General features: G+C 66.4%; 30 protein-coding genes, 1 tRNA gene and 1 pseudogene. 6 read left to right on the top strand and 26 right to left on the bottom strand.

Annotation, left to right across the window (positions count from 1 at the left end; genetic code table 11):
* Window positions 1-18: 18 nt before the first annotated feature.
* From ACFVMC_RS26750 to ACFVMC_RS26735, 4 genes are read right to left on the bottom strand one after another with little or no spacing between them, the layout of a single operon-like run.
* Window positions 19-2,028 (bottom strand): 5-oxoprolinase/urea amidolyase family protein, encoded by a 2,010-nt coding sequence (locus tag ACFVMC_RS26750; RefSeq protein ID WP_379214660.1) that lies wholly within the window; start codon window positions 2,026-2,028, stop codon window positions 19-21.
* Window positions 2,025-2,642, bottom strand: coding sequence for an urea amidolyase associated protein UAAP2 (locus ACFVMC_RS26745; protein WP_379214658.1), 618 nt, complete (start codon window positions 2,640-2,642; stop codon window positions 2,025-2,027). The genes ACFVMC_RS26750 and ACFVMC_RS26745 overlap by 4 nt, the downstream gene beginning before the upstream one ends.
* On the bottom strand, window positions 2,639-3,388 hold the full coding sequence (locus ACFVMC_RS26740) for a DUF1989 domain-containing protein (RefSeq protein WP_379214656.1): 750 nt from the start codon (window positions 3,386-3,388) through the stop codon (window positions 2,639-2,641). The genes ACFVMC_RS26745 and ACFVMC_RS26740 overlap by 4 nt, the downstream gene beginning before the upstream one ends.
* 38 nt (window positions 3,389-3,426) lie before the next feature.
* Complete coding sequence (locus tag ACFVMC_RS26735; protein WP_379214655.1) at window positions 3,427-4,947, bottom strand: amino acid permease; 1,521 nt, start codon at window positions 4,945-4,947, stop codon at window positions 3,427-3,429.
* A gap of 193 nt (window positions 4,948-5,140) precedes the next feature.
* Between ACFVMC_RS26735 and ACFVMC_RS26730 the strand changes: the two genes are divergently transcribed.
* Both ACFVMC_RS26730 and ACFVMC_RS26725 read left to right on the top strand, forming a co-directional pair.
* The gene (locus ACFVMC_RS26730) at window positions 5,141-5,782 is read left to right on the top strand and encodes a TetR/AcrR family transcriptional regulator (RefSeq protein WP_379214653.1); all 642 of its coding nucleotides are present in this window, start codon (window positions 5,141-5,143) and stop codon (window positions 5,780-5,782) included.
* 181 nt (window positions 5,783-5,963) lie between these two features.
* On the top strand, window positions 5,964-6,950 hold the full coding sequence (locus ACFVMC_RS26725) for an Acg family FMN-binding oxidoreductase (RefSeq protein WP_379214651.1): 987 nt from the start codon (window positions 5,964-5,966) through the stop codon (window positions 6,948-6,950).
* 62 nt (window positions 6,951-7,012) lie between these two features.
* Here the strand turns inward: ACFVMC_RS26725 and ACFVMC_RS26720 are convergent, their stop codons facing one another.
* Entirely contained in the window at window positions 7,013-7,474 is a 462-nt protein-coding gene (locus ACFVMC_RS26720) for a MarR family winged helix-turn-helix transcriptional regulator (protein ID WP_379214649.1), read from the bottom strand.
* A 127-nt stretch (window positions 7,475-7,601) separates the two neighbouring features.
* Here ACFVMC_RS26720 and ACFVMC_RS26715 point away from each other — a divergent pair, with 127 nt between their 5' ends.
* The 3 genes from ACFVMC_RS26715 (at window position 7,602) to ACFVMC_RS26705 (ending at window position 9,500) form a co-directional block, all read left to right on the top strand.
* The gene (locus tag ACFVMC_RS26715; protein ID WP_379214647.1) at window positions 7,602-8,570 is read left to right on the top strand and encodes a pirin family protein; all 969 of its coding nucleotides are present in this window, start codon (window positions 7,602-7,604) and stop codon (window positions 8,568-8,570) included.
* Window positions 8,567-9,307 carry a pirin family protein gene (locus tag ACFVMC_RS26710; RefSeq protein WP_379214645.1) on the top strand — a complete coding sequence of 247 codons (741 nt, stop codon included), beginning with the start codon at window positions 8,567-8,569 and terminating at the stop codon, window positions 9,305-9,307. The genes ACFVMC_RS26715 and ACFVMC_RS26710 overlap by 4 nt, the downstream gene beginning before the upstream one ends.
* Before the next feature lie 116 nt (window positions 9,308-9,423).
* Window positions 9,424-9,500, top strand: a tRNA-Pro gene (locus tag ACFVMC_RS26705).
* 40 nt (window positions 9,501-9,540) lie between these two features.
* Here the strand turns inward: ACFVMC_RS26705 and ACFVMC_RS26700 are convergent.
* The 16 genes and pseudogenes from ACFVMC_RS26700 to ACFVMC_RS26625 form a co-directional block, all read right to left on the bottom strand.
* Window positions 9,541-10,794, bottom strand: coding sequence for a tyrosine-type recombinase/integrase (locus ACFVMC_RS26700; RefSeq protein WP_379214644.1), 1,254 nt, complete (start codon window positions 10,792-10,794; stop codon window positions 9,541-9,543).
* Between the two features lie 14 nt (window positions 10,795-10,808).
* The gene (locus tag ACFVMC_RS26695; protein ID WP_379214642.1) at window positions 10,809-11,027 is read right to left on the bottom strand and encodes a helix-turn-helix domain-containing protein; all 219 of its coding nucleotides are present in this window, start codon (window positions 11,025-11,027) and stop codon (window positions 10,809-10,811) included.
* A 3-nt stretch (window positions 11,028-11,030) separates the two neighbouring features.
* Window positions 11,031-11,837, bottom strand: coding sequence for a hypothetical protein (locus tag ACFVMC_RS26690; RefSeq protein WP_379214640.1), 807 nt, complete (start codon window positions 11,835-11,837; stop codon window positions 11,031-11,033).
* A 110-nt stretch (window positions 11,838-11,947) separates the two neighbouring features.
* The gene (locus tag ACFVMC_RS26685) at window positions 11,948-12,202 is read right to left on the bottom strand and encodes a hypothetical protein (RefSeq protein WP_379214638.1); all 255 of its coding nucleotides are present in this window, start codon (window positions 12,200-12,202) and stop codon (window positions 11,948-11,950) included.
* A gap of 69 nt (window positions 12,203-12,271) precedes the next feature.
* The gene (locus ACFVMC_RS26680) at window positions 12,272-12,622 is read right to left on the bottom strand and encodes a hypothetical protein (RefSeq protein ID WP_379214636.1); all 351 of its coding nucleotides are present in this window, start codon (window positions 12,620-12,622) and stop codon (window positions 12,272-12,274) included.
* On the bottom strand, window positions 12,622-12,849 hold the full coding sequence (locus ACFVMC_RS26675; protein ID WP_379214635.1) for a hypothetical protein: 228 nt from the start codon (window positions 12,847-12,849) through the stop codon (window positions 12,622-12,624). The genes ACFVMC_RS26680 and ACFVMC_RS26675 overlap by 1 nt, the downstream gene beginning before the upstream one ends.
* A complete protein-coding gene (locus tag ACFVMC_RS26670) occupies window positions 12,849-13,313 on the bottom strand; it encodes a hypothetical protein (RefSeq protein WP_379214740.1) in 465 nt (154 codons plus the stop codon). The genes ACFVMC_RS26675 and ACFVMC_RS26670 overlap by 1 nt, the downstream gene beginning before the upstream one ends.
* Window positions 13,314-13,436: 123 nt before the next feature.
* Window positions 13,437-13,553: pseudogene (locus ACFVMC_RS26665) on the bottom strand (DUF2786 domain-containing protein); the annotation flags it as partial.
* Window positions 13,550-13,771 carry a hypothetical protein gene (locus ACFVMC_RS26660; protein WP_379214633.1) on the bottom strand — a complete coding sequence of 74 codons (222 nt, stop codon included), beginning with the start codon at window positions 13,769-13,771 and terminating at the stop codon, window positions 13,550-13,552. The gene ACFVMC_RS26660 and the pseudogene ACFVMC_RS26665, both read right to left, overlap by 4 nt.
* The gene (locus tag ACFVMC_RS26655; RefSeq protein ID WP_379214631.1) at window positions 13,768-15,456 is read right to left on the bottom strand and encodes a hypothetical protein; all 1,689 of its coding nucleotides are present in this window, start codon (window positions 15,454-15,456) and stop codon (window positions 13,768-13,770) included. Before ACFVMC_RS26655 ends, ACFVMC_RS26660 begins: the two co-directional genes overlap by 4 nt.
* 50 nt (window positions 15,457-15,506) lie before the next feature.
* Entirely contained in the window at window positions 15,507-16,055 is a 549-nt protein-coding gene (locus ACFVMC_RS26650; protein WP_379214629.1) for a hypothetical protein, read from the bottom strand.
* On the bottom strand, window positions 16,052-18,052 hold the full coding sequence (locus ACFVMC_RS26645; protein WP_379214628.1) for a hypothetical protein: 2,001 nt from the start codon (window positions 18,050-18,052) through the stop codon (window positions 16,052-16,054). The genes ACFVMC_RS26650 and ACFVMC_RS26645 overlap by 4 nt, the downstream gene beginning before the upstream one ends.
* 179 nt (window positions 18,053-18,231) lie before the next feature.
* Entirely contained in the window at window positions 18,232-19,044 is an 813-nt protein-coding gene (locus tag ACFVMC_RS26640; RefSeq protein WP_379214626.1) for a hypothetical protein, read from the bottom strand.
* Window positions 19,041-19,895: a hypothetical protein gene (locus ACFVMC_RS26635; protein ID WP_379214624.1), complete on the bottom strand. Its 855-nt coding sequence runs from the start codon at window positions 19,893-19,895 to the stop codon at window positions 19,041-19,043. The genes ACFVMC_RS26640 and ACFVMC_RS26635 overlap by 4 nt, the downstream gene beginning before the upstream one ends.
* Window positions 19,892-20,875 carry a hypothetical protein gene (locus ACFVMC_RS26630; RefSeq protein WP_379214622.1) on the bottom strand — a complete coding sequence of 328 codons (984 nt, stop codon included), beginning with the start codon at window positions 20,873-20,875 and terminating at the stop codon, window positions 19,892-19,894. Before ACFVMC_RS26630 ends, ACFVMC_RS26635 begins: the two co-directional genes overlap by 4 nt.
* Window positions 20,876-20,928: 53 nt before the next feature.
* Entirely contained in the window at window positions 20,929-22,404 is a 1,476-nt protein-coding gene (locus ACFVMC_RS26625; RefSeq protein ID WP_379214738.1) for a DNA cytosine methyltransferase, read from the bottom strand.
* A gap of 92 nt (window positions 22,405-22,496) precedes the next feature.
* On the opposite strand from ACFVMC_RS26625, the gene ACFVMC_RS26620 reads away from it, so the two are divergent.
* Window positions 22,497-22,772 (top strand): hypothetical protein, encoded by a 276-nt coding sequence (locus ACFVMC_RS26620; RefSeq protein WP_379214620.1) that lies wholly within the window; start codon window positions 22,497-22,499, stop codon window positions 22,770-22,772.
* A 122-nt stretch (window positions 22,773-22,894) separates the two neighbouring features.
* Here the strand turns inward: ACFVMC_RS26620 and ACFVMC_RS26615 are convergent, their stop codons facing one another.
* The 5 genes from ACFVMC_RS26615 to ACFVMC_RS26595 form a co-directional block, all read right to left on the bottom strand.
* Entirely contained in the window at window positions 22,895-23,230 is a 336-nt protein-coding gene (locus ACFVMC_RS26615; RefSeq protein ID WP_379214618.1) for a hypothetical protein, read from the bottom strand.
* Window positions 23,227-23,538: a hypothetical protein gene (locus tag ACFVMC_RS26610; RefSeq protein WP_379214616.1), complete on the bottom strand. Its 312-nt coding sequence runs from the start codon at window positions 23,536-23,538 to the stop codon at window positions 23,227-23,229. Before ACFVMC_RS26610 ends, ACFVMC_RS26615 begins: the two co-directional genes overlap by 4 nt.
* Window positions 23,539-23,683: 145 nt before the next feature.
* Entirely contained in the window at window positions 23,684-23,980 is a 297-nt protein-coding gene (locus tag ACFVMC_RS26605) for a hypothetical protein (protein WP_379214615.1), read from the bottom strand.
* Complete coding sequence (locus tag ACFVMC_RS26600; RefSeq protein ID WP_379214613.1) at window positions 23,980-24,186, bottom strand: hypothetical protein; 207 nt, start codon at window positions 24,184-24,186, stop codon at window positions 23,980-23,982. Before ACFVMC_RS26600 ends, ACFVMC_RS26605 begins: the two co-directional genes overlap by 1 nt.
* A 571-nt stretch (window positions 24,187-24,757) precedes the next feature.
* Window positions 24,758-25,669 (bottom strand): NAD-dependent epimerase/dehydratase family protein, encoded by a 912-nt coding sequence (locus ACFVMC_RS26595; RefSeq protein ID WP_379214611.1) that lies wholly within the window; start codon window positions 25,667-25,669, stop codon window positions 24,758-24,760.
* Window position 25,670: the final 1 nt, after the last annotated feature.

The raw sequence follows: 25,670 nt of genomic DNA, 5'->3' as shown, positions 1-25,670 counted from the left end.
TCCTCGAAATCTCGGTGGTCAGTGCGCTTCGGCGAGCTCGCCGCTGTCCCGCCACGAATTACGCTCGGCGGTAAAGGCTTCGGACTGGTGCGCCCGAAACCTCGCGATGGACTCGGCGTTCGCGGCGAGAAAAGCGCGATAGTCGGTGAGCCGGAACTCGCCGTCCTCGGCCTGGAGTTCACCGCGTCCGGCCGCGAAGTCGGCGCGCAGATCCGTGAGCTCTTGCGCACTCACCGGATACCAGCTGATGCGATCGAAATAGCGCAGCAGCCAAGGATCTTCGCCATAACCCGACGAGCGGTGATTCCACACCTGGGTGGTCCGCCCGACGAACTGGTAGCCGCCGGGTCCCTCCATACCGTAGATACACAGGTAGGCCCCGCCGATGCCGACGGCGTTCTCCGGCGTCCAGGTGCGGGCCGGATTGTATTTGGTGGTCACCAGCCGGTGCCGGGGATCGGTCGGCGTGGCAACGGGCGCACCGAGATAGACGTCGCCGAGCCCGAGCACCAGGTATTCGGCGGCGAAGACGGTGTCGAAAACCTCGTCCACCGTGGCCAATCCGTTCGCGCGCCGGATGAACTCGATATTCCACGGACACCAGGGCGCATCCGCGCGGACACCGTGCATATAGCGGGTGATCGCCTCCCGGGTCGACGGATCGTCCCACGACAGTGGCAGCCGAACAGTCCGGCTCGGCACCACCAGATCCTCGGCGGCCGGGAGGTCGTTCTCCACCTCGCCCAGCAGAGCGAGCAGTTTCGGGGTGGGCAGACGATCCGGATCGGTCCGCACCTGGAGCGAGCGCACCCCCGGAGTGAGCTCGGTGACGCCCGGTTCGCCTCGGTCCAGCAGCGCGCGGTGCAAGGCGTGGACTCGCGCACGCAGCTCCAGATCCAGTGTCAGGTCCCCGTATTCGATCAGGACGCCGTCATCGCCCTGGCGCCGGTAGGTGACCGAGGCGTCCGCGCCGTCGCGGCGGGCCAGCACGCCGTCGTCACCGTCGCCGCCACCGGACAGCACGATCGGCCAGTTCGCGCGGCGGTGCGCGCCGAGAGCACGCGGAGACGCCGCGCGATCGGCGCGCACCGGGACGAAACGCACGGTATCGCCGGGGGTGAGCTGGCCCAGCTTCCAGCGTTCGGCGGCGACCACTGTCACCGGGCAGACGAATCCGCCCAGGCTCGGGCCGTCCGGCCCCAGCAGGATCGGAGTGTCGCCGGTGAAGTCCAGGGCCCCGATGGAATACGCGTTGTCGTGAATGTTGGACGGATGCATCCCGGCCTCGCCGCCGTCGGGGCGCGCCCACCGCGGCTTCGGCCCGACCAGGCGCACCCCGGTCCGATCGGAGTTGAAATGCACCTCGTAGTCGGTGTCGAGGATCGTGTCGAAGTCCTTGCGGGTGAAGAACTCCGGCGCACCGTGCGGCCCCTCGGTGACCGCCAGCTCCCAGCGCCGGGTCAGCACGGGCTGGTCGTCACCGGTGACGCCCGCGCGCACACTCCCGATCGGCGCGCCGATGGCGAGCTCGTCGTCGGCGGCGAGCGCCCGGCCGGTCGCGCCGCCGAACTTGCCGAGCGTGAAAGTGGCTCGGCTGCCCAGATATTCGGGTACGTCGAGACCGCCCGCGATCAGGATGTAGCACCGCATGCCCGGCCCGCGCACCGCGCCCACATCCAGCACGCCGCCCGCGGGTACCGGGACACTTCGCCACTGCCGCACCGGTTGCCCGTTCACCGTGACGGGCGTCGGCGCGCCGGTCACGCACACCCAGGTCGCAGCGTCGAACACCAGAGCCGGTCCGCCGAGCGTGCATTCGAGTCCGGCGGCGCCCTCGGGATTGCCCAGCGCGCGATTGCCCAACCGGAACGACAGGTCGTCCATCGGACCCGACGGCGGTACGCCCACATGCCAGTAGCCGACCCGACCCGGCCAATCCTGCACAGTGGTCAGCATTCCCGGCCGCAGTACCCGCATGGTCGTGGTGTCTCGAGCAATGCGGACGGGTTCCGGCAGCACGGCTGTCATCGGGTCACCACCATGCGCACCGGGGTGGGGTCGAAACCATTGCAGGGATTGTTGATCTGCGGACAGTTGGATACCAGTACCAGCGTGTCGATCTCGGCCCGGAGTGTGATCGTCTTACCGGGCGCGGACCGGCCGTCCACGATGCCCAGCGTGCCGTCCGCCTCCACCGGGACATTCATGAACCAGTTGATGTTGGACACCAGATCCCGTTTGCCGAGGCCCCATTTCAGGCCCTCGGCAAGGAAGTTCTCCACACAGGCGTGCTGGTGGCGCGTGTGGTGGCCGTAGCGCAGCGTGTTGGACTCCTGCGAGCAGGCGCCCGCGATGGTGTCGTGGTTGCCGACCTCGTCGGCCAGCACCGTCATCAATGCGGTACCGGCATCGGTGAGCAGGACACTGCCGGTGGTCAGGAAGATGTTGCGCTGCGCGCTGACCGTGGCCTGGGCGCTGTAGCGATCGCTGTGATCGGCCGCCGAGTAGAGCAGGCAGTCCACCGCCTGATTGCCGTGCAGATCGATGATCTCCCACTGCTCTCCGGCGCGCACGACGGCCGACCACGGGCTGCGAGCGGGGACGGTCTGGTCCAGTACGACGGTGCGGGATGTGGCGATCATGCGAGGGTCTCCAGGGTGCGTGCGTTCCGGTCGCGCTCGGTGTTCTCCAGGGCGCGCAGGTATTCCGGATCGGTGTTGTGCGTGGTGGTCAGCTCCGCCGGCGCGGACCAGGCCACCAGGTCGAGGTCGGTGGTGGGCGAAAGATCCAGGGGGTGTGCGGCGTTGGCGACCAGCAGGGTGACCGGCAGGTGGATCAGCAGGTCGACGGCGGCGCCCGCGCCCGCGGACCCGGTCGGGGTGAGAGTGCCGTCGGCCTCGACCCGCACACCCCGGAACAGTGACACCGACGGGCCGAGGTCACGCGGTGTCAGGCCCTGTTTCACTCCGGCCAGCCGCAGCCCGTCCCGGGCCGGGGAAGTCGGCCCGCACAGTGTGTCGTGCCGACCGGAGGAGTCGCCGACGACGGTGGCGAGCACCCGCCCCTGATCCGACAGCAACGGGTGGCCGTGCCCCAGGTAGGCCTGCCACGGCACCTTCACCGTGTCGGCGACATTCAGCCGCTCCCAGGGTGATTCGGCACGCAGCAGGAACAGGTGGGCGCACGCCGCGCCCAGCGGATCCGAGAACCGCACCCGGGTACCCCGGCCGAACACGACGTTCGCGTAGCCGCCCGGCGGAATTCGCTGGGCGAAGGTCACTTTCGCTTGATCCACGTCGTCGGGCAGTACGGGTGCGTTCAGGGTGGCGGCGGCCGCCTGGGAGCGCGCGTGCGCGCGTGCGCTCGAGGTATCCGCAGTGCGGGTCATAGATACTCCTTGTACGAGAGCGGAATTCGGTGTGTACCTCAGGCAGGCTGCGGCAACGGATCGGTGCCGGTCGCCGAGCGGGTGGTCACCACGCGGTACACCGCGATACCCACGATCACGGTGGCGAGCACGAAAAGCGGTGCGGCCCAGAGCATCCACCAGGCGCCACCGGCCGGGGTGTAGATCTCCGGACGCGGCCAGGCCAGGTTCACGGCCATGGCCAGACCCCACAGCACCGCGGCGATATTGATCGGCAGCCCCCAGCGGCCCAGGCTGAACAGCGGGGTGCCGTCCTCGTCGGTGGTCCGGAATCCGGTGCTGCCCTTGATCCTGCGCACCAGCAGCGGTGTGGTCACCATGGCGTAGGCCAGGTAGATGGTGACGATGCAGACGCTGGCCAGCGTCGCGAAGATGGCGGCGTTGCCCAGGTTGAGCACCAGCAGCCCGATCCCGAGCATCCCGATAACCACGGCGGGCAGCACCGGGGTCCCGTAGCGCGGATGCACGGTCGCCAGGCGCTGGGCGAAGGGCAGCTTGCCGTCCCGGGCCATGGAGAACATGAGACGTGATCCGGCGGTTTGAATCGCCAAGGTGCACACGGTGATCGCGCACGCCACACAGGCCAGCACGATCTTGCCGGGCAGTGTGCCCAGCTTCGCGGTGATCACATAGCCCAGGCCCTCGGTCGCGAGCGCGCCGTCCGACAGGCTCGGCGCTGCCATGAGAGCGCCGAGCAGGATGAGCCCGCCGCCCAGCGCCGACACCGTCAGGGCGCTGAGAATGGTGCGCGGAGCTACCTGCCGGGGATTGACCGTTTCCTCGGAAAGCTCACCGGCGGAATTGAATCCGACCATCACGTAGGCGGCCATCAGGCCCGAGACCAGGAAGGCGGCCCAGTACGGTCCCGGTGCGGCCTGATCGGCGTGCAGTACGACCGAGGGTCCGCGTTCGGCGTTGGTGAAGAACAGTGCGATCACCGCGGCCACGCCGACGATCTCGATGGTCACGCCGATCGAGTTGATTCGTGACATGAGATCGATGCCGATCACATTGATGGTGGTGGTGAAGGCGAGCAGCAGACTTCCCAGCAGGACCGCGTTCATCGCTCCGTCACGGGAGGTGAGTGCGGTATCGGTGCCGATCAGTTGGAAGCCTGCCCAGATCGCGGGCAGCACCACCTGGAGCGCGATGGCCGCGGCCGCGGCGGTCACGATCTGGGCGATGATCATCATCCAGCCCGCGAACCAGCCCACCAGCTCACCGCCGAGGCGGCGCGCCCACTGATAGATGGCCCCCGAGATCGGGTAGCGCGCTGCGAGTTCGGCGAAGTTCAGGGCGACCAGCAGCTGGCCCGCGAACACCAGGGGCCAGGTCCAGAAGAACGCCGCGCCGCCGAAAGAGTAACCGAGACCGAAGAATTGGAAGATCGTGGTGAGGATGGAGACGAAGGAGAAACCGGCCGCGAACGAGGCGAAGCGGCCGAGTTTGCGATGCAGGACGGGCTGATACCCGAAGCGGGCGAGGTCCGCGCCTTCGGCGCTGAGATCGGTGGCAACCATGGCGGATCTTTCGGCGAGCGGATGAATAACTATCGAGTGAAAGGTTTTCAGCCGCGCGGGCCACGCCGGTGACGGCGCTGTATCCATCTCGTGGCGTCCGGTTACTTTTGGATTTCCGCTATTTCTATCAAGTGACAGAAACCTCACGGTTCGGCGAAACCGCCGGTACGGCCCGGGACGATAGAGTCACGGAGTGACCCACATCGGACCCGGTCGGCCCCGGCTGGAACCCCGGCGCCGAGCCGGGCAGACGCCCCGCGCCGAGATCCTCGACGCGGCCGCCGAGCTGTTCACCATCAACGGCTACAGCAATACCTCCACTCGCGGCATTGCCGACGCCGTCGGCATCCGCCAGGCCTCGCTATATCACCACTTCTCGTCCAAAGACGACATCCTCGATCTGCTGCTGGCCGAAACCATCACAGCGCCACTCGAATTCGCCGAGGCGCTGGCGAAAGACCCGGCCCCCGCCGCGGTCCGGCTCTATGCCCTGGCCTGGTTCGACGTGAGTCAACTGCGGGCCGCCCGCTGGAATCTGGGCGCGCTCTACCTGCTTCCCGAACTGCGCGGCGAGCGCTTCGCCGCCTTCCGGGAACGGCGCGACACCCTGCGCCGGCACTACGAGCGGCTCGCCGCCGCCGCGAGTGCTGTCCCCGGCGTCGAACAGCTGCCCTTCCGGCTGGTCGAATCCGTGATCAATATCCGCTCCGACGAGGGCGCCGCCGCCGAATACGCGGACCGCCTGATCCCCGATGCCATCCTGCGACTTCTGGGCGTACCGGAGGACCCGGAGCAAACCCGTTCGGCCGCAATGGAATTAGTCGACCTGCTGTAGTTCGGAAATGCCCAGTTCCTCCAGGACGACGATTTCGCACTGGTCGGTGCTTCCCGCCGGCCGTCCGCACGAGGATCAGCCGAATACCCGAGCCACTCAGGTCTCGGTTTTGCCGGGCGGAAACTGGGCACAGCCATCGGGTAGGTCCTCGACACGCCGCGGGCGGAGAGGGAGGTCCACGATGTCCACGATTCCGGAAGCGGCGACCTGCCGCGACGCCCTGGAATTCGCCATCCGCGCGCCCTCGGTGCACAACACTCAGCCGTGGCGGTGGCAGCTGCGGGAACGATCACTCGAGTTCTTCGCCGACTTCGCCCGGCAGATCGCCGCGACCGATCCCTGCGGGCGGGCACTGATGGTCAGCTGCGGCGCGGCCCTGCATCATCTGCGGGTGGCCTTCGCGACCCTCGGCTGGCACACCGAGATCGTCCGGCTGCCGGACCCGGACCGGCCCGACCACCTGGCCTCGATGACCTTCCGCCGACAACCGCCGACAGATCACGTCATCGAGCTCGCCGCGGCCGCGCTGTCGCGCCGGTCGGATCGGCGCCGGTATCCGGACACCGCCTCGGCGGGCGATCTGCGCACGATATCGGCCCTGGCGACCGAATACGGCGCCGTCGCGCGCCACGTGCCCCACACCATGCTGCCCACACTGACCGAGCCGATGCGCTCGGCTGCGCGCAGACACGCGGCGGATCCGGAGTACCTGCGCGAACTCGAGGAATGGAGTGGCTGCCACGGCCGGGAGGAAGGCGTTCCGGCTCGCAATATCCCACCCTCGCGGCTGCCGGGCGAGATCCCGCTCCGCAATTTCGCCGCCGCGGAACTCTCCGAATACACCGACGAGGAGGACCGGGCGCACTGGGCGGTGGTCTGCACCGCGCACGACGGCTTCCTGGCGCAACTGAAGGCGGGGGAGGCGACCAGCGCGATGCTGCTCGAGGCGACTCGGCGGGGCCTGGCGACCAGCCTGCAATCCGAACCGTTGGGTATTCCCGAACTGCGCTCCCGCATCCGTACCTCCGTACTGCACGATTGCGCCTACCCGCACGTCATGATGCGGCTGGGACGCATGCCCCGCACCGCGGCACCATTGGAGCGAACACCACGTCGCGCACTGTCGGAGGTATTCGAGACCGATCCGTTCGGCGCCTCGGAGGCATGACCTCCGCTGCCGGATACGCGCTGTGGAGCTACGCGACCTTCGGCACCATGGAGATATTCAGGTCATGTGCTGAGCGGTTCCTGGAGGCTGTCCCGCAATCGGGCGAATATCTTTGCGACGCAGTTCAGTTCGTCTTCGCTGAGGTCGTCCAGGAAGAGTTCGCGGACGGTGGCGGCGTGGCGGGGGATGGCGGCGAGGAAGGTTTCCAGGCCGGTGGCGGTGAGCACCGCCAGGGAGCCGCGGCCGTCGTCGGGGGCGGGTTCGCGGGCGACCAGGCCGCGTTTGCGCATGGAATCCACCTGGTAGGTGACACGGCTGCGGGAGAAGACCATCTTGTCGGCGAGGTCGCTCATGCGCAGGCGATGGTGCGGGGCCTCGTGCAGCAGGACCAGGACGTGGTAGTCGATCAGGGTGAGGTCGCACTGGGCGCGCAGGCCCTCGTCGAGGCGGGTTTCGAGGCGGATGCTGGCGTCGATGTAGGCGCGCCACGCTGTCACTTCCCGCTCGTTCAAGGTGCTCGACATGCAGTGCCCTTCATTCGGTTCAGAACTCGACTATATCGCCGTAACCGCTGTTTTCAGTGCTGGGAACAATGTGCCCGACTCCGGTGTTCAAATGATAGACAAAATTTGAACTACCTCGGAGGTCGTCATGCCAGCCATCACTGCCGACACCATGACCCTGCCCCGCGTGCCGGCGCCGGACCCGGCGCTGGCCCGTCAGCGCGGCGTACGCTCGGTGACCACCGCGCCGTCCGGGTTCGAGGGCGAGGGATTCCCGGTGCGCCGCGCCTTCGCCGGCGTCGCCGCCGCCGACCTCGACCCGTTCCTGCACATGGACCAGATGGGGGAGGTCGAATACGCGCCGGGCGAGCCGAAGGGCACGCCATGGCATCCGCATCGCGGCTTCGAAACCGTCACCTACATGCTCGACGGCGTCTTCGAACACCAGGACTCCCACGGTGGCGGCGGCACCATCAGCGACGGCGACACCCAGTGGATGACCGCGGGCAGCGGAATCCTGCACATCGAGAAGCCGCCGGAGGCGCTCGTCGCCTCGGGCGGGCTGTTCCACGGCATGCAACTGTGGGTCAACCTGCCACGCGCCAACAAATTCGATCCGCCGCACTACCAGGACATTCGAGGCGGACAGGCGGCACTGCTTTCCTCCGCGGACGGTGGCGCGCTGCTGCGGGTGATCGCGGGCGAACTGGACGGCCACGCCGGACCGGGCAGCACCTTCACCCCGATCACGCTCGTGCACGCGACCGTGAGCCCCGGCGCCGAACTGAGCGTGCCGTGGAATCCCGGCTTCAACGCCCTCGCGTACGTGATGGCGGGCGCGGGCACCGTCGGCGTCGAGCGGCGGCCCGTCCGCAAGGGACAACTGGTGGTGTTCGGGCCGGGCGCGGCGTTGACCGCGACCGCCGCCACCAGCACCCCCGCGGCCGAACCCGACCTGGAACTGCTGCTGCTCGGCGGCAGGCCGATCCACGAACCGGTCGCCCAGTACGGGCCGTTCGTCATGAACACGCGCGCCGAACTGGTCCAAGCGTTCGAGGACTTCCAGGCCGGCCGATTCGGTGTCATCCCCTCGACTCGAATCCCGCACACCGAATGACCACCGACGGCCTGCGCCTCATCCCCGCCGCCGACCGGGTCCGTTGGCGCAACGAATGGCTCGACTCCCGGCAGTCGTTCCCGTTCACCGGCAACTTCGACCTGGCCGCCAACGCGCACGGCCTGCTGATGGTGCACAACGACGACACCGTCGATCCCGGCGCCGGGTTCGACACCCATCAGCACCGCGACACCGAGATCATCACCTGGGTGCTGGAAGGCACCGTCGTGCACCAGGATTCGGCCGGTCACTCCGGAATCATCGGCCCCGGGCTCGCCCAGCGGATGAGCGCGGGCACCGGCATCCTGCACTCCGAGCGCAACGGTGCGGGCTACCGGGAAACCCGCCCGCTGCGCGTAGTACAGATGTGGGTGCCACCGGACGAGAGCGGCCGCCCGCCCAGCTACCAGGAGATGGACGTTGCCGCCGAACTCGGCGGCAACACCCTGGTGACCGTCGCCTCCGGCATGCGCCGCCATCGCGACACCACCGCCATCACCCTCGGCAACCGCTACGCCGCCCTGCACGTGGCCCGCCTGGACCCCGGCCACTCCATCCACCTCCCCTCCGCCCCCTTCAACCACCTCTTCCTCGCCCGCGGCACCGTCACCTTCGAATCCCTCGGCCCCCTCGCCACCGGCGACACCGTCCGCTCCACAACCGTTGGCGGCCACCGCATCACCGCCACCGAACCAGCCGAAATCCTGATCTGGGAGATGCACGCGTCCTTCGCGTGAGACAGAGCCAGGTCAAGCACCCGAATCCAGGACTCCCCGGCCTGTCGTACCAGCCGATTTGGTTCCAACGGGGGGTAGTGCGCTAATCTCTTCAAGCACCCGCCGAGCGGGAGCAACGGGCTGTGGCGCAGCTTGGTAGCGCACCTGACTGGGGGTCAGGTGGTCGCAGGTTCAAATCCTGTCAGCCCGACCATGCAAAATCCCCTCCGACCTGCGGTCGGAGGGGATTTTGCCTATCTGACAATCCGGAGATGGGGACCATTTGGGGACCCGCGCTCCTGACTGAGGCTCGCCAGCAGCTCTGGAGCCTGCGGACCGACGTTCGGTATCGACAGGAACCGGGACAGCAACTCGCCGTCGTTCTGCAAGGCCTGGATGTCGGGGTGCAGGTACCGCTGGGTGATTCTGGGATCGGTATGCCCGGCGATCTGCTGCAACCTATGCAGCGGTACCCCGGCATCGGCGAACCAAGTGAGTCCTGTATGCCGAAGATCGTGGCGGCGGAGATGCTCGTAGCCGAGCCGGCTGACGACCTTCTCCCAGTGAGTTGCCCTGCGCAGTACCCCGGTCTGGATTCGGCCACCACGGGGGCCCACGAATAGCCTGGCGTCGGGATTGTTGTTCGCGGCGCGAATCCTGTCCATGACGAGGGGACGGACTTCCTCGATGATCGGAATCTTCCGCGCCCGTTTGCCTTTCGTCCCTTTGTCTTTCAGTCCTCCTGGACCTGGCGCAGTCTGGCGTCGGAGCTTCCAGATCCATTGCTCGGTATCAATATCACCGACGCGACAGCCCGAGACTTCACCGATGCGAGTAGCAGTGCAGGCTTCGAAGAGGACGACGTCTCCCCAAACCCGGTACTGCCCGGCCGAAGCGAGAACCAGCGCATCAGCGAGTTCGGTCAGCGCTGCCCAGTCCGGAAGTGCGAGCGATCTCGGGTCGTCGAGTTCGTCCTCGTATCGCTCGTACTGGCTTTGCCAGCCATTGACCTCGACGCGGTTACGCTCGATCACCTCATCGCGAACAGCTTGGTCCAGCACTCGGGCGAGTACTGCCAAGCTGTTCTTTACCGCAGATTTACTTACCCCGTTGCTGATCCAGTTCATTACTGCGCGGTCGGCAAGGCCGGCGGTCACCATGGTGACCGGCAGGTGCCCGAGCGCGGGAACGACTCGTCGACGCCATGCGGGCAGATAAGCGTCTCCGACCGTCTTTTCCTCGAGACCTCGCATGGCCGTCTTCCAGCTAGCATTGCCGTAGTCGGCCAGGGTCGCGGTCGCCATCTTGGGGTCGACACCTCGTGCAGCGGCGCCCTGGACCTGCGCTACCCACTCTTCCGCCTCGTCGCGGGTATCGAACGCTGCGGACTTCGACGGCCGCGCCTTGGTCTCCGGGTCCGTCCATCGGACGCGCGCCCGGAACGGCCTCGCGCGGTCCCGTTCCTCGATGTCCGCCCGGATTTTCACACCGAGCGGAATCACGTCCACAGGCGGTACGTCCATCATGCTGCCGCGGCCGGATCGGTGCGATTGCTCAGCAGGTACGTGAGTACGTCGGCACCGAGGTATCGCGTCACCCGACCGGAAACATGGACGAATGGAGGCCCTTGTGGCGGTTTCGCGGTGCGCCAGCGCCGGAGGCTCGAGGGATCGACCTTCAATAGTTCCGCGACCTCTTCAGTTGTGTACCAGCCGTTTTCGGCCAGATCAGTACCAGCCATTGGTCAATGGCCTCCTTCCATCGTGTATTCCTGTGCGGCGGTCAGTGTCCGAGTCACTGTCGAAGAGCTGACCTGGACCCGTTCCGCGATGCGGGCGTGTGACAAGCCCTCGTCGTGACGCAGGTGCAGAATCTCGGCAACTTTGTTCGGATCTCGGCGCCCGGCTGGGTCCGCTCCGCACAGCTGCGCAGCGACCGCGGCCCACTGATCGGCTGGTGCACTGGCCCCGTTCTTGATCTGTGCTCTGGACTCAATCTCTGCAACCGCCGCCGGTGCGACGGCCACCTCCGCCGACGTCGACAGGGTTTCGGTCCGGGTCTCGCGCACTGAGACGGTGCGTACTGGCTCGACTGTGTGCACCGCTGATTCGGGAATCTGCACCACCGGTTCGGGCTGGTGCGCACCGTGGTGCTCACGCAGGATCATGTGCGCCAACGCTGCACCCATGCCGAGGACCACAACGGGAAGGCAGGCCACGAACACCGTCGCCGGCCACGGAGCGGTGGTGACGTCGGCGGCTTTCATGAGGTGGTAGGCAATCTGCCCGCCAGCACCCAGCAGGAGGGCACCGAGCGCGGAATACTTCGAGTAGCTGCGGATATTGTCGGAGCGGATCCGGCCGGACAGCCACACGTAGAGGGCGTAGGAGGCGTAGGCCTCCATCCCGATCGGCAGGGTGATCGCGGTGTTGATAGTGAGGTCGTCCCAGATTCCCGGCAGCGGTTGCACAGGCCCGAACCCGGTCAGCTGCCCGAGCCCGACCCACCCGGACCAGATCGCGACGAACGCCGGAAGCGCCAGCACGACCACAGGCCATGCCCGTACGGGCCGCTGCGCACCGCCCTGTGCACCGCTCGGTGCGGGGTGGTGCACAGCAGGATCGCTGCTGTGCACCAGGTGCGCACCGGAATCGGATCCGGTCACGGCTCACCCCGCTCGCGGGTCGCGCCCCGGCCCTGACGCTGCGCCTCGGCGTGCTCGGCAAGGACATCGGACAGGTCCTCGGCAAGCCGGTGCGCGTCCTCGATCCACAGCGTCAGCCGCGCTTCGCCGCTCTCGGATCCGGCGCGGATCTGCACCGAGGCATGCACCGCAGCACCGGAGGCAGTGCTATGTGCGGGCCGGTAGGTGAGGTTCAGCCGCTCGGCGACGAAGTTGAAATCGAAGCTCGCCATCACGCACCTGCCTTCGCCGCCGCGGTGGAGTAGAAATTGCTCATTAGGGAGTCCTTCCTTTTGTTGTGGTCAGCGATCCAGGTGGCGGTCGCTGCGGCGTATCGGTTGCTCGGGGTCGCCAGTCCAGGTCTGCCAGTCAGCGAGCTCGATACGCTCAGCGTCGAGCTCGTCCAGAAACCCGTAGTCGGCACGGAAATCTGGATGGTTACCCAAAACCACTCGGTGCGCTTGCAGGTGTTCGAAGTAGTTGGTCTCGCAGTCCATTTCGCGGTTGCCGAGTTCTCGAAGCACCTTGTCGGTGGGATGTTCCGGGTAGTAGGCCAATTCCGGGTTGTTGGCTGCGGCTGTCGCATTGCGCAGCGATCGAAGCAACTCGTTCGCGCGGTCGATCGCCGCGTGTTCCTCGGGGGTGCGCGCCATCATTCGTCACCTCTACTCTGTTCCAAGCCCAGCCGGCGGCGGGCTTCGAGGTAAGCGCTGACCCGGGTGCCAGTGCGCTGCGGGTAGATTCGCCAGTCCTGCACGATGTCGAGCACGGGGTCGAGAGCGGCGATCATCCCGGCGATGTCTTCACGTTCGCCGGTCAGTCGAAACTTGATGGTGTCGGGCGTTGGCACCGAGGTTCCGTGGTCGGCCGGTTCGGTCATCAGCACGCCTCCTCGTCGACAGGCGGTTCGTAGGTTGCGCTGTAAAGCTTCGGTGCGGCGAAGTTGCGGGCGGGGGGCTCGCCCAGCCCCTCGAAGCGGATGCGGACTTTGCCGCCCACCGCCGGTTTGCGGGTGCCGATATCGAGGCAAGCACCGATCAGTGCATCGGCGATGCCGCTGCGCACCCACAGCTTCCGAAGGCCCGGGCCATAGGGCTTGGTGGTGCCGTCGGTTTGGATAATCAGGATCGGAACCATTCGTTCGGTGCCGTCCTCGTTGAGCTTCGGCGCTTTGGTGTAGAAGTCGCGGTCGGGCTCCTCCTCCATGGCGACGATGTATCCAGTGATCTCGCTGCCAGGTTCGCTGTTGCGAGTGAATGCGGCTCGGGTGCGCGGGGTGAAGGCGTGGTGCAATGTGCCGTCGCTGGCGGCGCGGTGCTTGGTTGTGGTGGCGGTGTTGGACATGGTCGTAGTCCTCCTCAGGGGCGTGGTGGCGGGCTTTGTGGTGGCGGCTTTGGATTCGGCCTGGTGATCGGTTTTCGGTGGCCGAGACTGGGATTGCGTAGGCGGGGTGATCGATAGTCCGTGCTGATGGGCGAGTTCGTTGGCCTTGGCGTAGAACAGGACAGCTTCGGGTGTGCCGTCGACGCTGGCGGCGTGGGCACGGAGCTTGGCGACCTTGTCGCGTGCCTGGCTGAGGTTCACCGATCCAAGCCCTCGATCTGCGGGTGCTCGTCGACCGGCATTGGGAGGGTTTTCGTCTGGCTCGGCAGATAGGCCCCGTCGCGTTGCTCGGCGGCGGACGGCGAACCAACGACACCAGGGGGATCGGTGATGTCCCCGACAGGAAACAAGGCAAGCTGCTGGCGGTGGGGCTTGCGGCTGGGATGATCGTCGTTGGGCTGCTGTCGGATTCGGCTCATCGATCGACACCGTTCATCGTCGGCGGGAGTACCGAACCTTGGAAGGTCGGCCGCGTCGGTCTCTGCGGGAGGACTGCACCCTGGAAGATCGGCTGCGCCAGCTTCGGCCCTGGAGCCGGCATCACGGGGCCGTCCGCCGGGTTGGTCGGGCTCAGGTCGTTGTCTGCGAACCTGCGGACCAATTCGGTGTTCTCGGTCCGGAGCTGGGTGTTCTCGGCACGGGCGGCCCGCAGTTCGGCTCGCAGCTGTTCGACCTCTGACAGCGGAGTGCGGTTGTGCTCGGCACGGAACTGGGTGATTTCGTCGGTGACCATGCCGTGCGGGCCGACCGCGCTGAACACGGGCTGGTCGTCGCCAGGTCGGTAGATACCGACCGTGACCTCGGCGTCGACGGGCCAGCCGTTGCGGTCGTCACCGAGCTGGTTGAGCGCCCACTGGTAGCCTTCGGACAAGGTCGCAGCGATTCCTCGGTCAACCAGCTCGGGGTGCTCCGTGATGAATTCGGTAGTGCCGACGAGGATTTCGTAGCCCGGATCGACCGCGGTGGCCGCGTCCACGGGGTTGTGGTTCTCCGTGCTCGGGGCTGGCTGTGGACGGCTGGCGGAGCGCTCAGTCTCGCGAGTGATGACCGGTTCTGGCCGCAGGTGTGAGGGGTCGCTCTGATTACGGCCCAGGGTCGGTTCGGTCGGCGTCTCCTGGCCATGTCCGCCAGAGTGACCGGACTCGATGTTCTGCTCACGCAGAAGTTCCTGGCCTCCGAGACGGATACCGTAGGCAAGGTCGATGTTCTTCAGGGAAGTGGCCATCAGTTCGGCCTGCTCGGCACCGAAGAAGTGCGCGTCGGCGATGAGTACATCGCGATAGTCGTTCGCAGCGCGGTCGTATGCGTCGATGTCCTCGGGCGTCACGTGTTCGCTGTCGGGGCCGAACCGCAGTTCGGCATAGCGATTGACCCGATGGGTGAGCTCTCGCAGTGTCACCGTTCGATGCTGAGCATGCTGGGTCCCTGGCCTGTGCACAAGAATCGGCTCGTCGACCGGCATGTAGGGGATCGGCTCGGACCAGTCATCGCCGCGATACAGCCAGTCGGGCCGCTCTCGACGCTGCTCGATCTGCGCGGCACGCTCGGTGTGCAGGTCATTCCACTGCTGTAGGCGCCGCTGCTCGGTGGCACTGGCCAGCCCGGCTCGCAGCCGGGTGATGCCGTCGGACAGTTTGGCGCGCAACACTGTCAACCCGCCGACATCTCTGAACACTTTGCCGATCGTGGCGTCGGGGTCGCGGTGGATGCTGTCGATCGTCTGGTTGACCTGCCCGCGTTCGGCCGCGGTCAGGTAAGCGGTGTTGTAGATGCTGGTGCGCAGCCGGTCGTGCTCGACGGCCAGGTCGCGCTGGCGCTCGAACCAGCTGCCCTGGGTGTCCCAGGATCGAATGGTGCGGTCCTGCACCAGTTTCCACCGGTACTCGATGACCGTGCGTTCCATCCGCATTCGCTCCTGGGCGTGGGCGAACTGCTGTTCCTCGGCGTCGGCTTTGATCGCCTGGTTGATCTCACGGCGCACGTTGCGCGGTACTCGTGCCGCCGTGGGGTTCGTCGTGCGCCAAGCGGCGATCAAATGGGCGATCTGAATACTGATCCGGGAAGCACCGCGGCTGATTTCGTCGATCTCATTGGTCTCGGACATAGGTATCGTCTCCTTTGGTTTCGTTGGGAGAAATGGGATTTCGCTGGCGGCTACCAGCGGTTGGCTCGTCTGGTGAGGTAGACCTGTCGCAGGCTCGGTCGTCCGTGGGTCTGCCAGACGGTGTATGCGCTCCAACCGGTGCCATAGACGCACCAGGCGATACCGATCGCGGTGCCGACGGTGACGAACGCACAGACTGCGATGACCAGGACGACCGCGCTGGTGGCGACCGGGCGCCACCAGAACAGCAGCCACGCGCGCAGCCGCAAGGCAGTGTCGAGCAGTTGGTCGTCGACGTCGTCTTCGGTTGTGCGCTCAGGCAGGGTGGCGAGATCACTGGGATCCGGGACTGCGGCAAGGTGCCGCTTCCGCCGCTCCGGGGTATTGCGCGGGATCGCGTCAGGGAACATGGCATAGAGCTGTCCGGCGCTGGGGGTATCTACGTCGATCCGGTCCTGTTTCGGCGCTTCGATGGCGCGGTCGGGACGGGGCTGGTCATCAGGGGTGAGAGGTTCTGGGCTGGTCATCGGATGGTCCTCCTGGTCGTCGTTGTTGCTGTCGTCGTAGTTGTCGGGGCGGCCGAAGTCGCGATCGCTCATGCGGGTGCTCCTTTGCCGTGAATGAGGGCGGAACCGGCGCGCAGCCACCTCCCTCCACGCGGGTTCTTCTGTCCGGGAATGGGTTCCATGGGCCGCAGCGCGATGTCGTCGGGGTTCAGGGGTGTGATGCGACCCCAGGTCGCGATGCCGGCGTGGATGTAGACGCAGTCGCCGGGTTGCAGGCGCCGGAGCAGGTTCGGGTCGACCAGCAGCGCGTCCTGCATGCGGACCTGGCCCTCGTCACCGTGGCGGTCTTTGAGGGTGTGACGTGAGGGTTCCAGCGCGCGGCGGGTGCCGTAGAGGTTCACGATTTCGTCGGGGCCTTCCATGCCGAAGCACAGCAGTCCGCCCGACCACGCCTTCATCAGCTGCTTCGCTTCACGGTCGGTGCCCGCCAGGGACTCGAATGAGTGGGCGCCGACGATGCAGGCCACGCCTTGGGAGCGCAGCGCTTCGCAGGCGTCGGTGAGGCTCGCGCCTTCGGAGACGCGGGAGAACTCGTCGATGGTGAAGGTGATCTCGCACCCGTGCGGGGTCGCGGCGACCTGTTCGACGAGCTTGATGACCGCTTTGGCCTGGGAGATCGCGACCGACTTCTGTGCGGTGCCGGGCACCGTGATGAACCAGAAGTCCTTGTCCAGCAGGTCGAACGGCCCGTCGAAGACACCATCGAGTTCCCGGAACAGGTTGCCGAATCGTGCGGTTTCGGCAGGCAGAACCGGCTGCTTGCCGTCGTTGGCGGCGATGATCGCGGTGAGCTCGGCGCGGAACTCGGCGTCCGGCGGCATGATGAAGTGACCGTCGCCGTTGAACTGTCCGCCCCAGGCATGCCACAACCAGGCCGGATCGAAGCGAGCCATGAACTCCGCAGAGTTCGCTGGGGTGTTCTCACCAGGCCCTTTGTCGTTGTCGGCGTCGGGAGCGTCGACGACCAGGTGCACCAGCGAGATGCGCAGTTCCTCGTAGAATTTCTGCGCTGAGTCGCTGGCTTTCGCGGTAGGGGCGAGGTCTTCGATGACGTGGCGCATCGGTGCCGCCGCCAAACCCCACAGCTTGAGCTTGTCCGCCGGGACCATCGCGATCTTCGACGGATGCACTCCGGCTGCCATCAGCGCGGCTTTGAGGTCTGCGTAGGTGACCAGGTCCTCGACGCCGCCCTTGCAGGACAGGAAGAGCCCTACGCCGCGTTTCGGCTTGATTCCCAAGGCCTTTCGCGTGGCAGCTGATTTTCCAGCAGCGGCGAGATAGCGCTCGTGGGAGGCCATGTGCGCGGCGACGCTCAACCGGCCCATTCCTGTCGTCTTGCCGCTGCCCGGCCCACCCAGCACGCCGACGTGCTTGCGGACCGCGCTGTGCGGCACGGTGAACAGTGTGTCGGTGGTCGAACTCAGCTCGCCTGCAAAAGATTTGCGATGTTGGGACACCTGCACCGCACGACGACCGAGGACTACATGCCGTCTGCCGCGCCCGCGGCCTGTGACCGTGGTCAGTGGGGTGGCGCGGGTGGCGAGTTCCCGCGCTGCGGCGAACTTGGCGTCGACCTGGTGCCGCTGAGCGCGCTCGGTGCGCGGTAGATCCTTCTTGCCGACGGTGTGCAGCAGGTGGCAACGCCGTGCCCACCACCAGGTCGCGCACAGCAGCGACAGCGGCAGCCCGGCGACGCTGAACTCCAGCAGACCAGGAAGCCAAACTCCGTCGGCGACCAGGGATCCTCCGTGCACGAGCAGTTCCAGCGGTGTCCACGGTGAACCGCTGGCCGCGATCGTGGTGGCGGGCAGGATCAGCGATCCGGCGGCGTAGTTGCGGACACGGGCCGGCTCGTATTCCTTGCGACGGATCTGCCACGCGCATGCTGCGAACGTGGCGCCGGTGAGCCCGGCCGCCGTCCCCGTATCGGCCAGGAACGCACCAACCTGTGGCAGCCAGTCGGCGCTGGTCGCCGCCGGGTCGTGGCTGTCGATGTACTCCAGCCATTTCGGCGTTGGCTCACTCGGCACCGGGTCAGCTGGGACTGTCGACGGCGCGGGGACCGAGGAGGGTTGCTCGATCGGCGTCGTCGGCACGGGTCCGCAATCCTGCGGCGTGATTATCGGGGTGCATTTGCGAACGGGTGTGGGATTGCAGTCGTCTGCGGTGATGAGAGGTTTGCAGGCTGCGAGGAACTTCTCGAACGATGTCATCGGGCGTGGTCCTCCTTTCGGATCGGGGTGGTCGGCAGGTCGATGGATCGGACGTCGAGCACTCGGGACAGTGAGCGAAGTCGGATGTCGGGTTCGGCGGGAATGCGGCGGGTATTGATGAGTTCCGTTTGCACGACGCGTTCGAGGGCGTTGCCTATGCGCTGATTGCCGTAGATGTAGAGCAGTCCGTCACCGAACTGACGGGCACGCTGGTAGGCGTCGAATACGCTGTCGGCCAACCGCGTCCGCGATGGCCGCTTCAGGGTCAGTTCGACTTCCACCGATAGCCAGTGCCCGCGGTACCGGTACCGGCCGTCGTGTACGTGCCCGCGAGCGACTGCCACCGCAGGAGAGGTGAAAGCGCGGCCGCGATCGGCTGAGAGCAGCCCACCGGGACGATGCCCCGCCGCGATCGCGGCGTCGCGCAACAACTTCCGCTCCGGTACCCAGATACCGCGCTCCAGCCCGCACAACGCTGCACGAACCTTGGCAACAGTGAGCTTGTGGGCCAGGTTGTTGCTTGTCGGCCGCCAGCTCGATACTGGATAGCCCAGCCGTTCGGCGGCGACCGTCGTCCGCGGCCACACCACGGTCGTTTCCCGCTCGGCGTTTTCGAGGTAGATCGACACCGAGCGCAGCACCGCGAAGTCCTCACGCCAACGTTCGATGAGTTCGTAGGTCCGGCGGCGCCCGGTCCCGCACAGCAGGCTCACCGTGGCGAAATCCAGTACCCACTGCTCGGCAGCGAACAGAGTCACCTGCTCGTCGCGATCGGTCCACCGCGATCGCTTCGGTCTGGATCGGTTCATCGCTCCAACCCCCAATCCTGTTCCGGCCGTTGCGGTGCTCCGACCGTGCTGCGCTGGCGAACCACAGAGCGCGCGGTGATGCCGAGCTGCTCGGCGATCTGCCAAGCCGGCGCACCACTGGCGGAAAGTTCTCGGACCTGCTCGCGACGCTCGGCCCGGGCCGACGCCGCGCTCCAGCGAGACCGCACCGGGCGCGCGGCCGGATCGTCGATGCTGTCTTCGTCCCACTCGAACGGGAGCGGCCAGCCGTTGCGACGGCCGAACGCGCGCGCCCGATCCGACGGCCCGGGAACCATCTGCAATCGGTCGAACAGCGCTTTGACAGCGCGTTCTTTGGCGGCACCGATTGATTCGCCGGTGCCGCCACTGGCAGTGTTCGGGCGTCCGGTCAGCGCGCTCATCACTGAACTGCCGGGCCAGATCTGCAATTCGCGAGCCAGGTGGGCTATCGGGTACCCATTGGTCACCAGGGCTTGAATACGTCGCTGTGCACCGATGGCGGGAACGAGAGCGTTGTCAGCGACGACATCGGCGACCCGTTCAGGAATCGGCACGGCCAGGATTGCGCGTTCGACTTCGGCCGTGACTCGCTGCGTATTCGGCTGTGCGGCATTGACGATCGTTGTTTCGGCGACTCCCGCCAGCTCGGCGAGCTGACCGGCGCACATCCCCGCAGCCCTTAATCGCTCGATATGAGCGCGGGCGTCATCAGCGGCAACTCGGGGTTGCCAACGGCCATAGGCGATTTCGCGGCGCCGGAAACGTTCGTAGCTGGTCCGGCACATTCCCCGGCTGTAGTTGCCCGAGCCGCCGCAACCGCAGGAGCACATCGGGTGGTCTGAGATTGTCATCGGTCCAACCCCCAATCCACACCGCGCTGCCGAGCCCAGCCGCTTGGGTTGGGACGGGGCGGCTCGGCGGGCCGTCGGCCTCCGGTGGTGCCTCGTGTGGGCTCTTGACGGACAAAGGCCAGTTGATCGGTCGGAATGAGCCGCAACTCGTTCATGCCATGGCCGGCGTCGAGGTGGTCGGACAGGTCTTTGCCGGAGGCGGTGTGCATGACGTCGATCTGGCGGGCTACGCCTTGCAGAAGGTCGTGCACCTTGGCGGCGTGCTGGAAGCCGGGCAGGTCGCGATCGGCGACGATCACCACGTGCGCGGCGCCGCGCAGTTGTTCGGCATGCTCTGGGCGGAACTTGCCCGCGCCCGCGGCATTGCAGGTGGCGGGATATCCCGCCGCGATGGCGCGGTCGACGTCCTTTTCGCCCTCGCATACCAGGATCGGGTGACCTTCGGCGATAGCCCAGGCCACGATCGGCGCCTGATACAGAACAGGCGCGAACCCACCCCGCACCCAGCCCTGCTGTTCGGGATCCCAGCGGCGCTGGCTGAAGTCTTTGGCTATGCCGTGCTCGTGCTGGGTCGCGTAGCGAATCACCTGGCCGACAGGCTCTTCCGCCGCCGTGGTGTAGGTGTAGGTCGCGACTCGGCGCCGAGGCCCGGTCACCTCCCCGAGCGGATCGATCGACGCTGGCCCGCCGGTGCGCGGCGTCCGGCGCGATGGCGATGCCGTGTATGCGCGAGCGGACCGGTAGTTGCTCTGGGCTCGGTCGGGCAGCCGGTCGAACAAGTCCCGGACGCGCAGACCTGCCACGTCGAGGACGTCGTTCTGGTCGCAGCGGCTGAAGCAGGTGACGATGGTCTTCGCCCGGTTCGGGTCGTACTTCACTCCGAGCGAGGGGTTCCGGTCACCGCGGCCCTGACCATGCGTCGGTACCGGGCAGTGGAACTTGGTCCACTCGCCGGACTGGTTCACTGCCTCGCGCGTCACCCGTCGCAGAGCATCGACGACGCGATCGAACGAGACTCCGTGCTGATTCCGGTTCACGCGGTCACCCCCAGCGATTCGGCGACCGCGTATCCGAGGTCGCGGGCCGCTGGCGGGGTCACCGCATTGCCTGCCTGGCGCACTCGCTCGCGCTTGTTGCCCAGGATCCGGTAGGTGTCAGGGAAAGCCATCCCAGCAGCGATCTCGTGGGGTTCGAGCATCCGGAACAGCCAATCCCGCACATCGGCCGGAACTTTGGCCGCGGTGAGCAAGCTGTGGTGATTACCTGCTGCGGCGAAGGTATCCAGCGGTTCGATGACCGGTTTGGCGGTGTTGTGATTACGCAGCGGGACGACCAGCGCATACCGGTCAACTGCGGTGAGGGTGCGATGCGGAGCACTCGCCGGGGCGCTGCCACCGTGGGTGTAGTAGGGCATGAGCAATCCGGTCTCGTTGCGCGCGGTCTGAGTCCGCATGACCTCGGCGAGCGACCGGGCAGTCTTGCCGTCGCGGCCTTCGACCGGGACGAGCAGTCCGTCGTTCTCGGTGGTCGTGCGGGTCGGCATCGGTGTCAACAGCGAGGTGGCCTTGTCGCGGCGTGTGCCGCCTGCGGGCACCAGAAGCCCGGGGATGTGGGCCCGATTGTTCTGTGGCACCGCGCATGGCTGCTCGCCGTAGAACTTGCGGATTCCGGCCTCGATGCGCGCCATCGTGTTCGCCGCCAGCGGTCGTTTGCGGTCTCCGATTCGGTACCCAGGAAGGCTCCAGTCGATGGCGCTGGCGGCAGGCAGCCAACCCGGTTCGACGATGGCGTTGCGGCAGGTCACCCGTGGGCAGCGCCACTGATACTGCGCTCGATACACTCCGATCTGCTTGCGCGGGTTCTTCCAGCCCTGTAGCGCGGTGACCCACTCCTCGCAGGAGCCGCAGTAGGCACGTGGGCGCATCCATCTGTTGAGGTCGGGGGCGCGATTTCCCTTGCGCCAGAACACGACATAGATCCGGTCGCGCGACTGGGGCGCAGGATCCCCGCCGGCTTGGGCATGCATGGAGTTCACGAACACGCACCGGTGCTCGTAGCCCAGGGAATGCATCGCCAGCAGCCATGCGCTCCAGCAGGCCCAGTCGGCTACGTCGACGACGTTCTCCACGAGCACGGCCTGGTAGCCGTGGAACTCGGTGAACCGCACGACGTCCCACATCGTCGCCCGCGACCGCTCTGCCGCCTCGTCCGGCAATATCTCTCCGAACAGGTCGGGCTGCTGGTCTGTGAACTTCTTGCGGCCCTTGGCCTTCGAATGGTTGGTGCACTCCGGGGATGCCCACAGCACGTCGGTCGTCGGGAAGGTCCGCGGGTCAACCGTGTGGATGTCGGCGCGCTTGTGGTCGACATCAGGATGGTTGGCACCGTGGGTGTCCAGCGCCAGCTGCCAAAGGTTGGAAGCGACGACGACTTCGTAGCCGGGCACCTGAGTGAGCCCGGTAGTGGAACCGCCTGCCCCACAGAACAGGTCGGTGACGGACAGAGTCATCACAGCCCCCGATCCAGGAATGCACCCGACATCAGCCACTGACCCGGAACTCGGCCTGGCGTGCGCACTATCGGCGGTGCCGGGCGATCGACATGGAAGACAGCACCGGGTCGTTCGCGATTGCTGAGCTCATTCGGGTGCTGCTCGATCGGCGTCGCGACGGCCTGTTCGTGCTCGTGCTGCTCGATGCCGCGAATCGTTTCGACCGCGTCGCGGGCGTTGACGCCGAGCCCGTGGGCCAGGCGGCGGATGGCGGGCCAGTCGCGGCGCGCCATCGCCGGAACCCGGTGGCTGTGGCAGAGTTTTGCGATCTGCATCGCCTGGTGGGCCTGTTCGAGCGTCAGGTCGTCACGATCGGGCAGCCATGACACCTGCCAGCCGCGTTCATTACGGTCGGCGGTATGAGGCAGTTCGTCGAACCACATGCGGTTCGTGGTGCGGCGGATACCGCTGCGGTCGGGAAAGCTATCGCGAGGATTGGGGCTGAGAGTCATCGGTCCAACCCCCGGCCCTGGCACAGCTCGGTAGGCCCGCTGTCGGCAGGAAGGGACAGGCGAAGGAGGCCAGTGGCCTCCCGAACCGTGAGTCCCAGCGAATCCGCCCAGCCGGCTGCTTCGAGGCGCTCCGGGGCTATGGCCAGCCGCATGCCCGCTTCGGCCTGCTCGGGAGTGAACTGCCGCCCAGGCAGGCCGGTGAATACCCACCTGCCATCGCCGACATCGACCGCTTGGTGCCGCGTACCTTCTGCCCGCATCACGCCGTGGTCGACGATGATCGACGGGATGTCGTGCGCGACGGCTCGGTTCCATTTCCCGGGACGCTTCACCGAGTCACCCCCGGCTTGCCGCATTCGGCCGGGACCGCGGCAATGGGCGGCGACCCGGGCACAGGGCAGTACACGATCTCGGGAGTATGAGAGGGGCGTCCGCTGAACAGCAGCGCCCCGGCGTACAGGCCTGCGGCGAAGACGAGCGCGAGAACAAGGATGATCCCGCGTCGCTCCGGCGCCGCCGAACCCAGCGTCTCTCCGACCAGCGCAGAGGAATCGAAGGCCCGACCGCCCATCGCATGCAGGGCGTAATGGCCTGCGTTGCGGTCATTTTCGCCGTAGAGGTGGCGGTTGTATCGGGTCATCGTCGACCCCCTCGACGCTGCGGGCTGCGGCGCCACAAGGCCCACAGCACGACGACGAAGATGATCGCGCCGACTGTGCCGGGGGCCAAGATGAACGCGGTCGCGACCACGGCGCACAAGATGATCCGGAGTTCGAGGCTCGTCCTCATGCCGCACCGCCGGAAGGCAGTTCCAGCACCGGTGCAGGCAACGCTGCGATCGCATCGGCGATACCGTCGTCGAGCAGATCCCGCAGCAATTTCGCCTGCGTGAGCGTCAGTTGCATTGTGGTGTCTCCAATGCCTGGGCGACTTTCGACACCAACGCAGATCTTGTCGATCTGGGCCGAATACTTGACCCGGAACGAGCCTCGGACAGACGAGTTGATGTAGACCTTGTCGACATCAACCTGCGTGTTGAAGTCGTCTATGCGGGAGACGTGCGCTCCCATGAAGTCGCGCATCACGCCACCCCCGTCCGGCGGCTCAGGCGTGCGAACTTGCGTTGGGCGCGGAGTTGTTCTGCGCGCCAGGCCCTTTCCTCCGGTGACAGCAGGCCGTCCGGGTCGACCGCGCGCTCGTCACGGCTCACGGAATCGGTTCGGGTCTTGCGGCTCGGGCGGGATCGACGGGTGCTGGGTGTGGCCGAACGGCCAGGTACGATAGACATGCCTCAGGGGCTCCTGTCTCGTGAGGTGTGTGAATTGCTGAAGCGGCTGGAACCGCTTTGGTGCTCGACTCCCCGGTGGCTGGAACTGCCGGGGAGTTCCTATTTCTCGGCCGGTTCGAATCGCTGGAACGATTCGTTGGCCCCGGATTCGCCGTTGTCGACGATCAGCTCGAATTGGTTGGCGCGGAACCCCTCTCGATGAGCTTGCTGATTCTTATAAGTACAAGCATGAGCGGCTTTGCCAGGCCCAGCTGTGACGATTTGTCTTCCGGAATTCTTGCTGGTCGCGGTGGCTAGCCACCTATAACTATACGCTGGTTGTGGACGAATGGCTAGCCACCGTGACATGCTTTTATCTATGCCGAGTAAGCACCTGAACCCAGCGAGGGTCTATCGACCGGACCCCGAGCTGTACCAGCGCGCCCAGGCGGCGGTCCAAGAGGTCGGGTCGAATATGAACGCGCACGTCATCGGGTTCCTGCAATGGCTAGCCGGCGAAACCGATGAGCTCCCGCCGCGGCCGGACGCGGCACGAGATGACGGTAGGAAGGCGCGGGGATCGAAATAGCCTTCAGAGAAGCGCGACGCTCGCCGACCAGGCATCCCGGACGATCTCGTCGATGGTGGAGTGTTGCGGTGACCAACCGATTTCGGCGATCGCCTTCGACGGATCGTTGATCAGGCATGCCGGTTCGTTCGCCGGTGGCCGCCGCTCCAGCGCGACTCGGCGCCCGGTCGCGCGCTCCACTGCTTCGATCACATCCATAATGCTGGTTCCGTGTCCGCTTCCGATGTTGTACCGAACCGCCTGCCCTTCGAGGGGAAGATGCTCGATACACGCAACAAATGCGGCAGCCGCGTCTCGGACGTGAAGGTAGTCGCGAACGGCTGTTCCGTCGCCGTTGACCGCTAGCGGTGTTCCCGCTGCCGCGGCGACGAGAGTGCGTGGGACCAGCCTCGTCGGGTCTGGATCGGCACCGCCAGCGATGTTGGCGATTCTGACTACGGTAGCGGCTAGATTTCCGCCGCGAGCCTGGGCCTCGATCGCGAGTTCGGCGGCAAGCTTGCTGCTCGCATAGGGGTGCGGTGGGGAGTCTGGAAGTTCCTCATTCATCGGCTGCTGATCCGGCGTCCCGTAGATCGATCCGGTGGATGCGAACACCATGCGCCGAACATCGGCCGAACTCATGGCGTCCAGCAACGCAATCGTCCCGCCGACGTTCACGCGGACATATCGGAGGGCCTCGGCGAACGATTGCCGTGCCCTGGTCAAACCGGCTAGATGGCACACCGCGTCGACTTCCTGAACTGCGAGCCGCAGTGAGTCGATATCGAGGAGATCGGCGATGCGGACTTCCCGGGCCCCAGTGACGTCCGTGCCGGGAGTTCGCACCATTGCCACTGGCTCGTGGCCGGCGGCCCTCAGGGCGGCGACAACCGACCTGCCGATGTAGCCATTCGCTCCGGTGACCAGAACTCGCACC

The organism is Nocardia sp. NPDC127579 (assembly GCF_042672005.1).
Taxonomy (GTDB): domain Bacteria; phylum Actinomycetota; class Actinomycetes; order Mycobacteriales; family Mycobacteriaceae; genus Nocardia.
The sequence above is the reverse complement of the archived record's forward strand: the minus strand, read 5'-3'. Positions and strand labels throughout refer to the sequence as shown.

Excerpts from the sequence above, each read along its gene's own strand:
- ACFVMC_RS26610 (WP_379214616.1), bottom strand. The coding sequence starts at position 23,538 with ATGACCCGATACAACCGCCACCTCTACGGCGAAAATGACCGCAACGCA.
- ACFVMC_RS26680 (WP_379214636.1), bottom strand. The coding sequence starts at position 12,622 with ATGGCGCGCACCCCCGAGGAACACGCGGCGATCGACCGCGCGAACGAG.
- ACFVMC_RS26625 (WP_379214738.1), bottom strand. The coding sequence starts at position 22,404 with ATGACTCTGTCCGTCACCGACCTGTTCTGTGGGGCAGGCGGTTCCACT.
- ACFVMC_RS26675 (WP_379214635.1), bottom strand. The coding sequence starts at position 12,849 with ATGACCGAACCGGCCGACCACGGAACCTCGGTGCCAACGCCCGACACC.
- ACFVMC_RS26655 (WP_379214631.1), bottom strand. The coding sequence starts at position 15,456 with ATGTCCGAGACCAATGAGATCGACGAAATCAGCCGCGGTGCTTCCCGG.
- ACFVMC_RS26650 (WP_379214629.1), bottom strand. The coding sequence starts at position 16,055 with ATGAGCGATCGCGACTTCGGCCGCCCCGACAACTACGACGACAGCAAC.
- ACFVMC_RS26640 (WP_379214626.1), bottom strand. The coding sequence starts at position 19,044 with ATGAACCGATCCAGACCGAAGCGATCGCGGTGGACCGATCGCGACGAG.
- ACFVMC_RS26660 (WP_379214633.1), bottom strand. The coding sequence starts at position 13,771 with ATGAGCCGAATCCGACAGCAGCCCAACGACGATCATCCCAGCCGCAAG.
- ACFVMC_RS26740 (WP_379214656.1), bottom strand. The coding sequence starts at position 3,388 with ATGACCCGCACTGCGGATACCTCGAGCGCACGCGCGCACGCGCGCTCC.
- ACFVMC_RS26600 (WP_379214613.1), bottom strand. The coding sequence starts at position 24,186 with ATGTCTATCGTACCTGGCCGTTCGGCCACACCCAGCACCCGTCGATCC.
- ACFVMC_RS26745 (WP_379214658.1), bottom strand. The coding sequence starts at position 2,642 with ATGATCGCCACATCCCGCACCGTCGTACTGGACCAGACCGTCCCCGCT.
- ACFVMC_RS26715 (WP_379214647.1), top strand. The coding sequence starts at position 7,602 with ATGCCAGCCATCACTGCCGACACCATGACCCTGCCCCGCGTGCCGGCG.
- ACFVMC_RS26750 (WP_379214660.1), bottom strand. The coding sequence starts at position 2,028 with ATGACAGCCGTGCTGCCGGAACCCGTCCGCATTGCTCGAGACACCACG.
- ACFVMC_RS26710 (WP_379214645.1), top strand. The coding sequence starts at position 8,567 with ATGACCACCGACGGCCTGCGCCTCATCCCCGCCGCCGACCGGGTCCGT.
- ACFVMC_RS26635 (WP_379214624.1), bottom strand. The coding sequence starts at position 19,895 with ATGACAATCTCAGACCACCCGATGTGCTCCTGCGGTTGCGGCGGCTCG.
- ACFVMC_RS26605 (WP_379214615.1), bottom strand. The coding sequence starts at position 23,980 with ATGCGCGACTTCATGGGAGCGCACGTCTCCCGCATAGACGACTTCAAC.
- ACFVMC_RS26670 (WP_379214740.1), bottom strand. The coding sequence starts at position 13,313 with ATGTCCAACACCGCCACCACAACCAAGCACCGCGCCGCCAGCGACGGC.
- ACFVMC_RS26735 (WP_379214655.1), bottom strand. The coding sequence starts at position 4,947 with ATGGTTGCCACCGATCTCAGCGCCGAAGGCGCGGACCTCGCCCGCTTC.
- ACFVMC_RS26685 (WP_379214638.1), bottom strand. The coding sequence starts at position 12,202 with ATGGCGAGCTTCGATTTCAACTTCGTCGCCGAGCGGCTGAACCTCACC.
- ACFVMC_RS26725 (WP_379214651.1), top strand. The coding sequence starts at position 5,964 with ATGTCCACGATTCCGGAAGCGGCGACCTGCCGCGACGCCCTGGAATTC.
- ACFVMC_RS26695 (WP_379214642.1), bottom strand. The coding sequence starts at position 11,027 with ATGGCTGGTACTGATCTGGCCGAAAACGGCTGGTACACAACTGAAGAG.
- ACFVMC_RS26720 (WP_379214649.1), bottom strand. The coding sequence starts at position 7,474 with ATGTCGAGCACCTTGAACGAGCGGGAAGTGACAGCGTGGCGCGCCTAC.
- ACFVMC_RS26620 (WP_379214620.1), top strand. The coding sequence starts at position 22,497 with ATGGAAGACAGCACCGGGTCGTTCGCGATTGCTGAGCTCATTCGGGTG.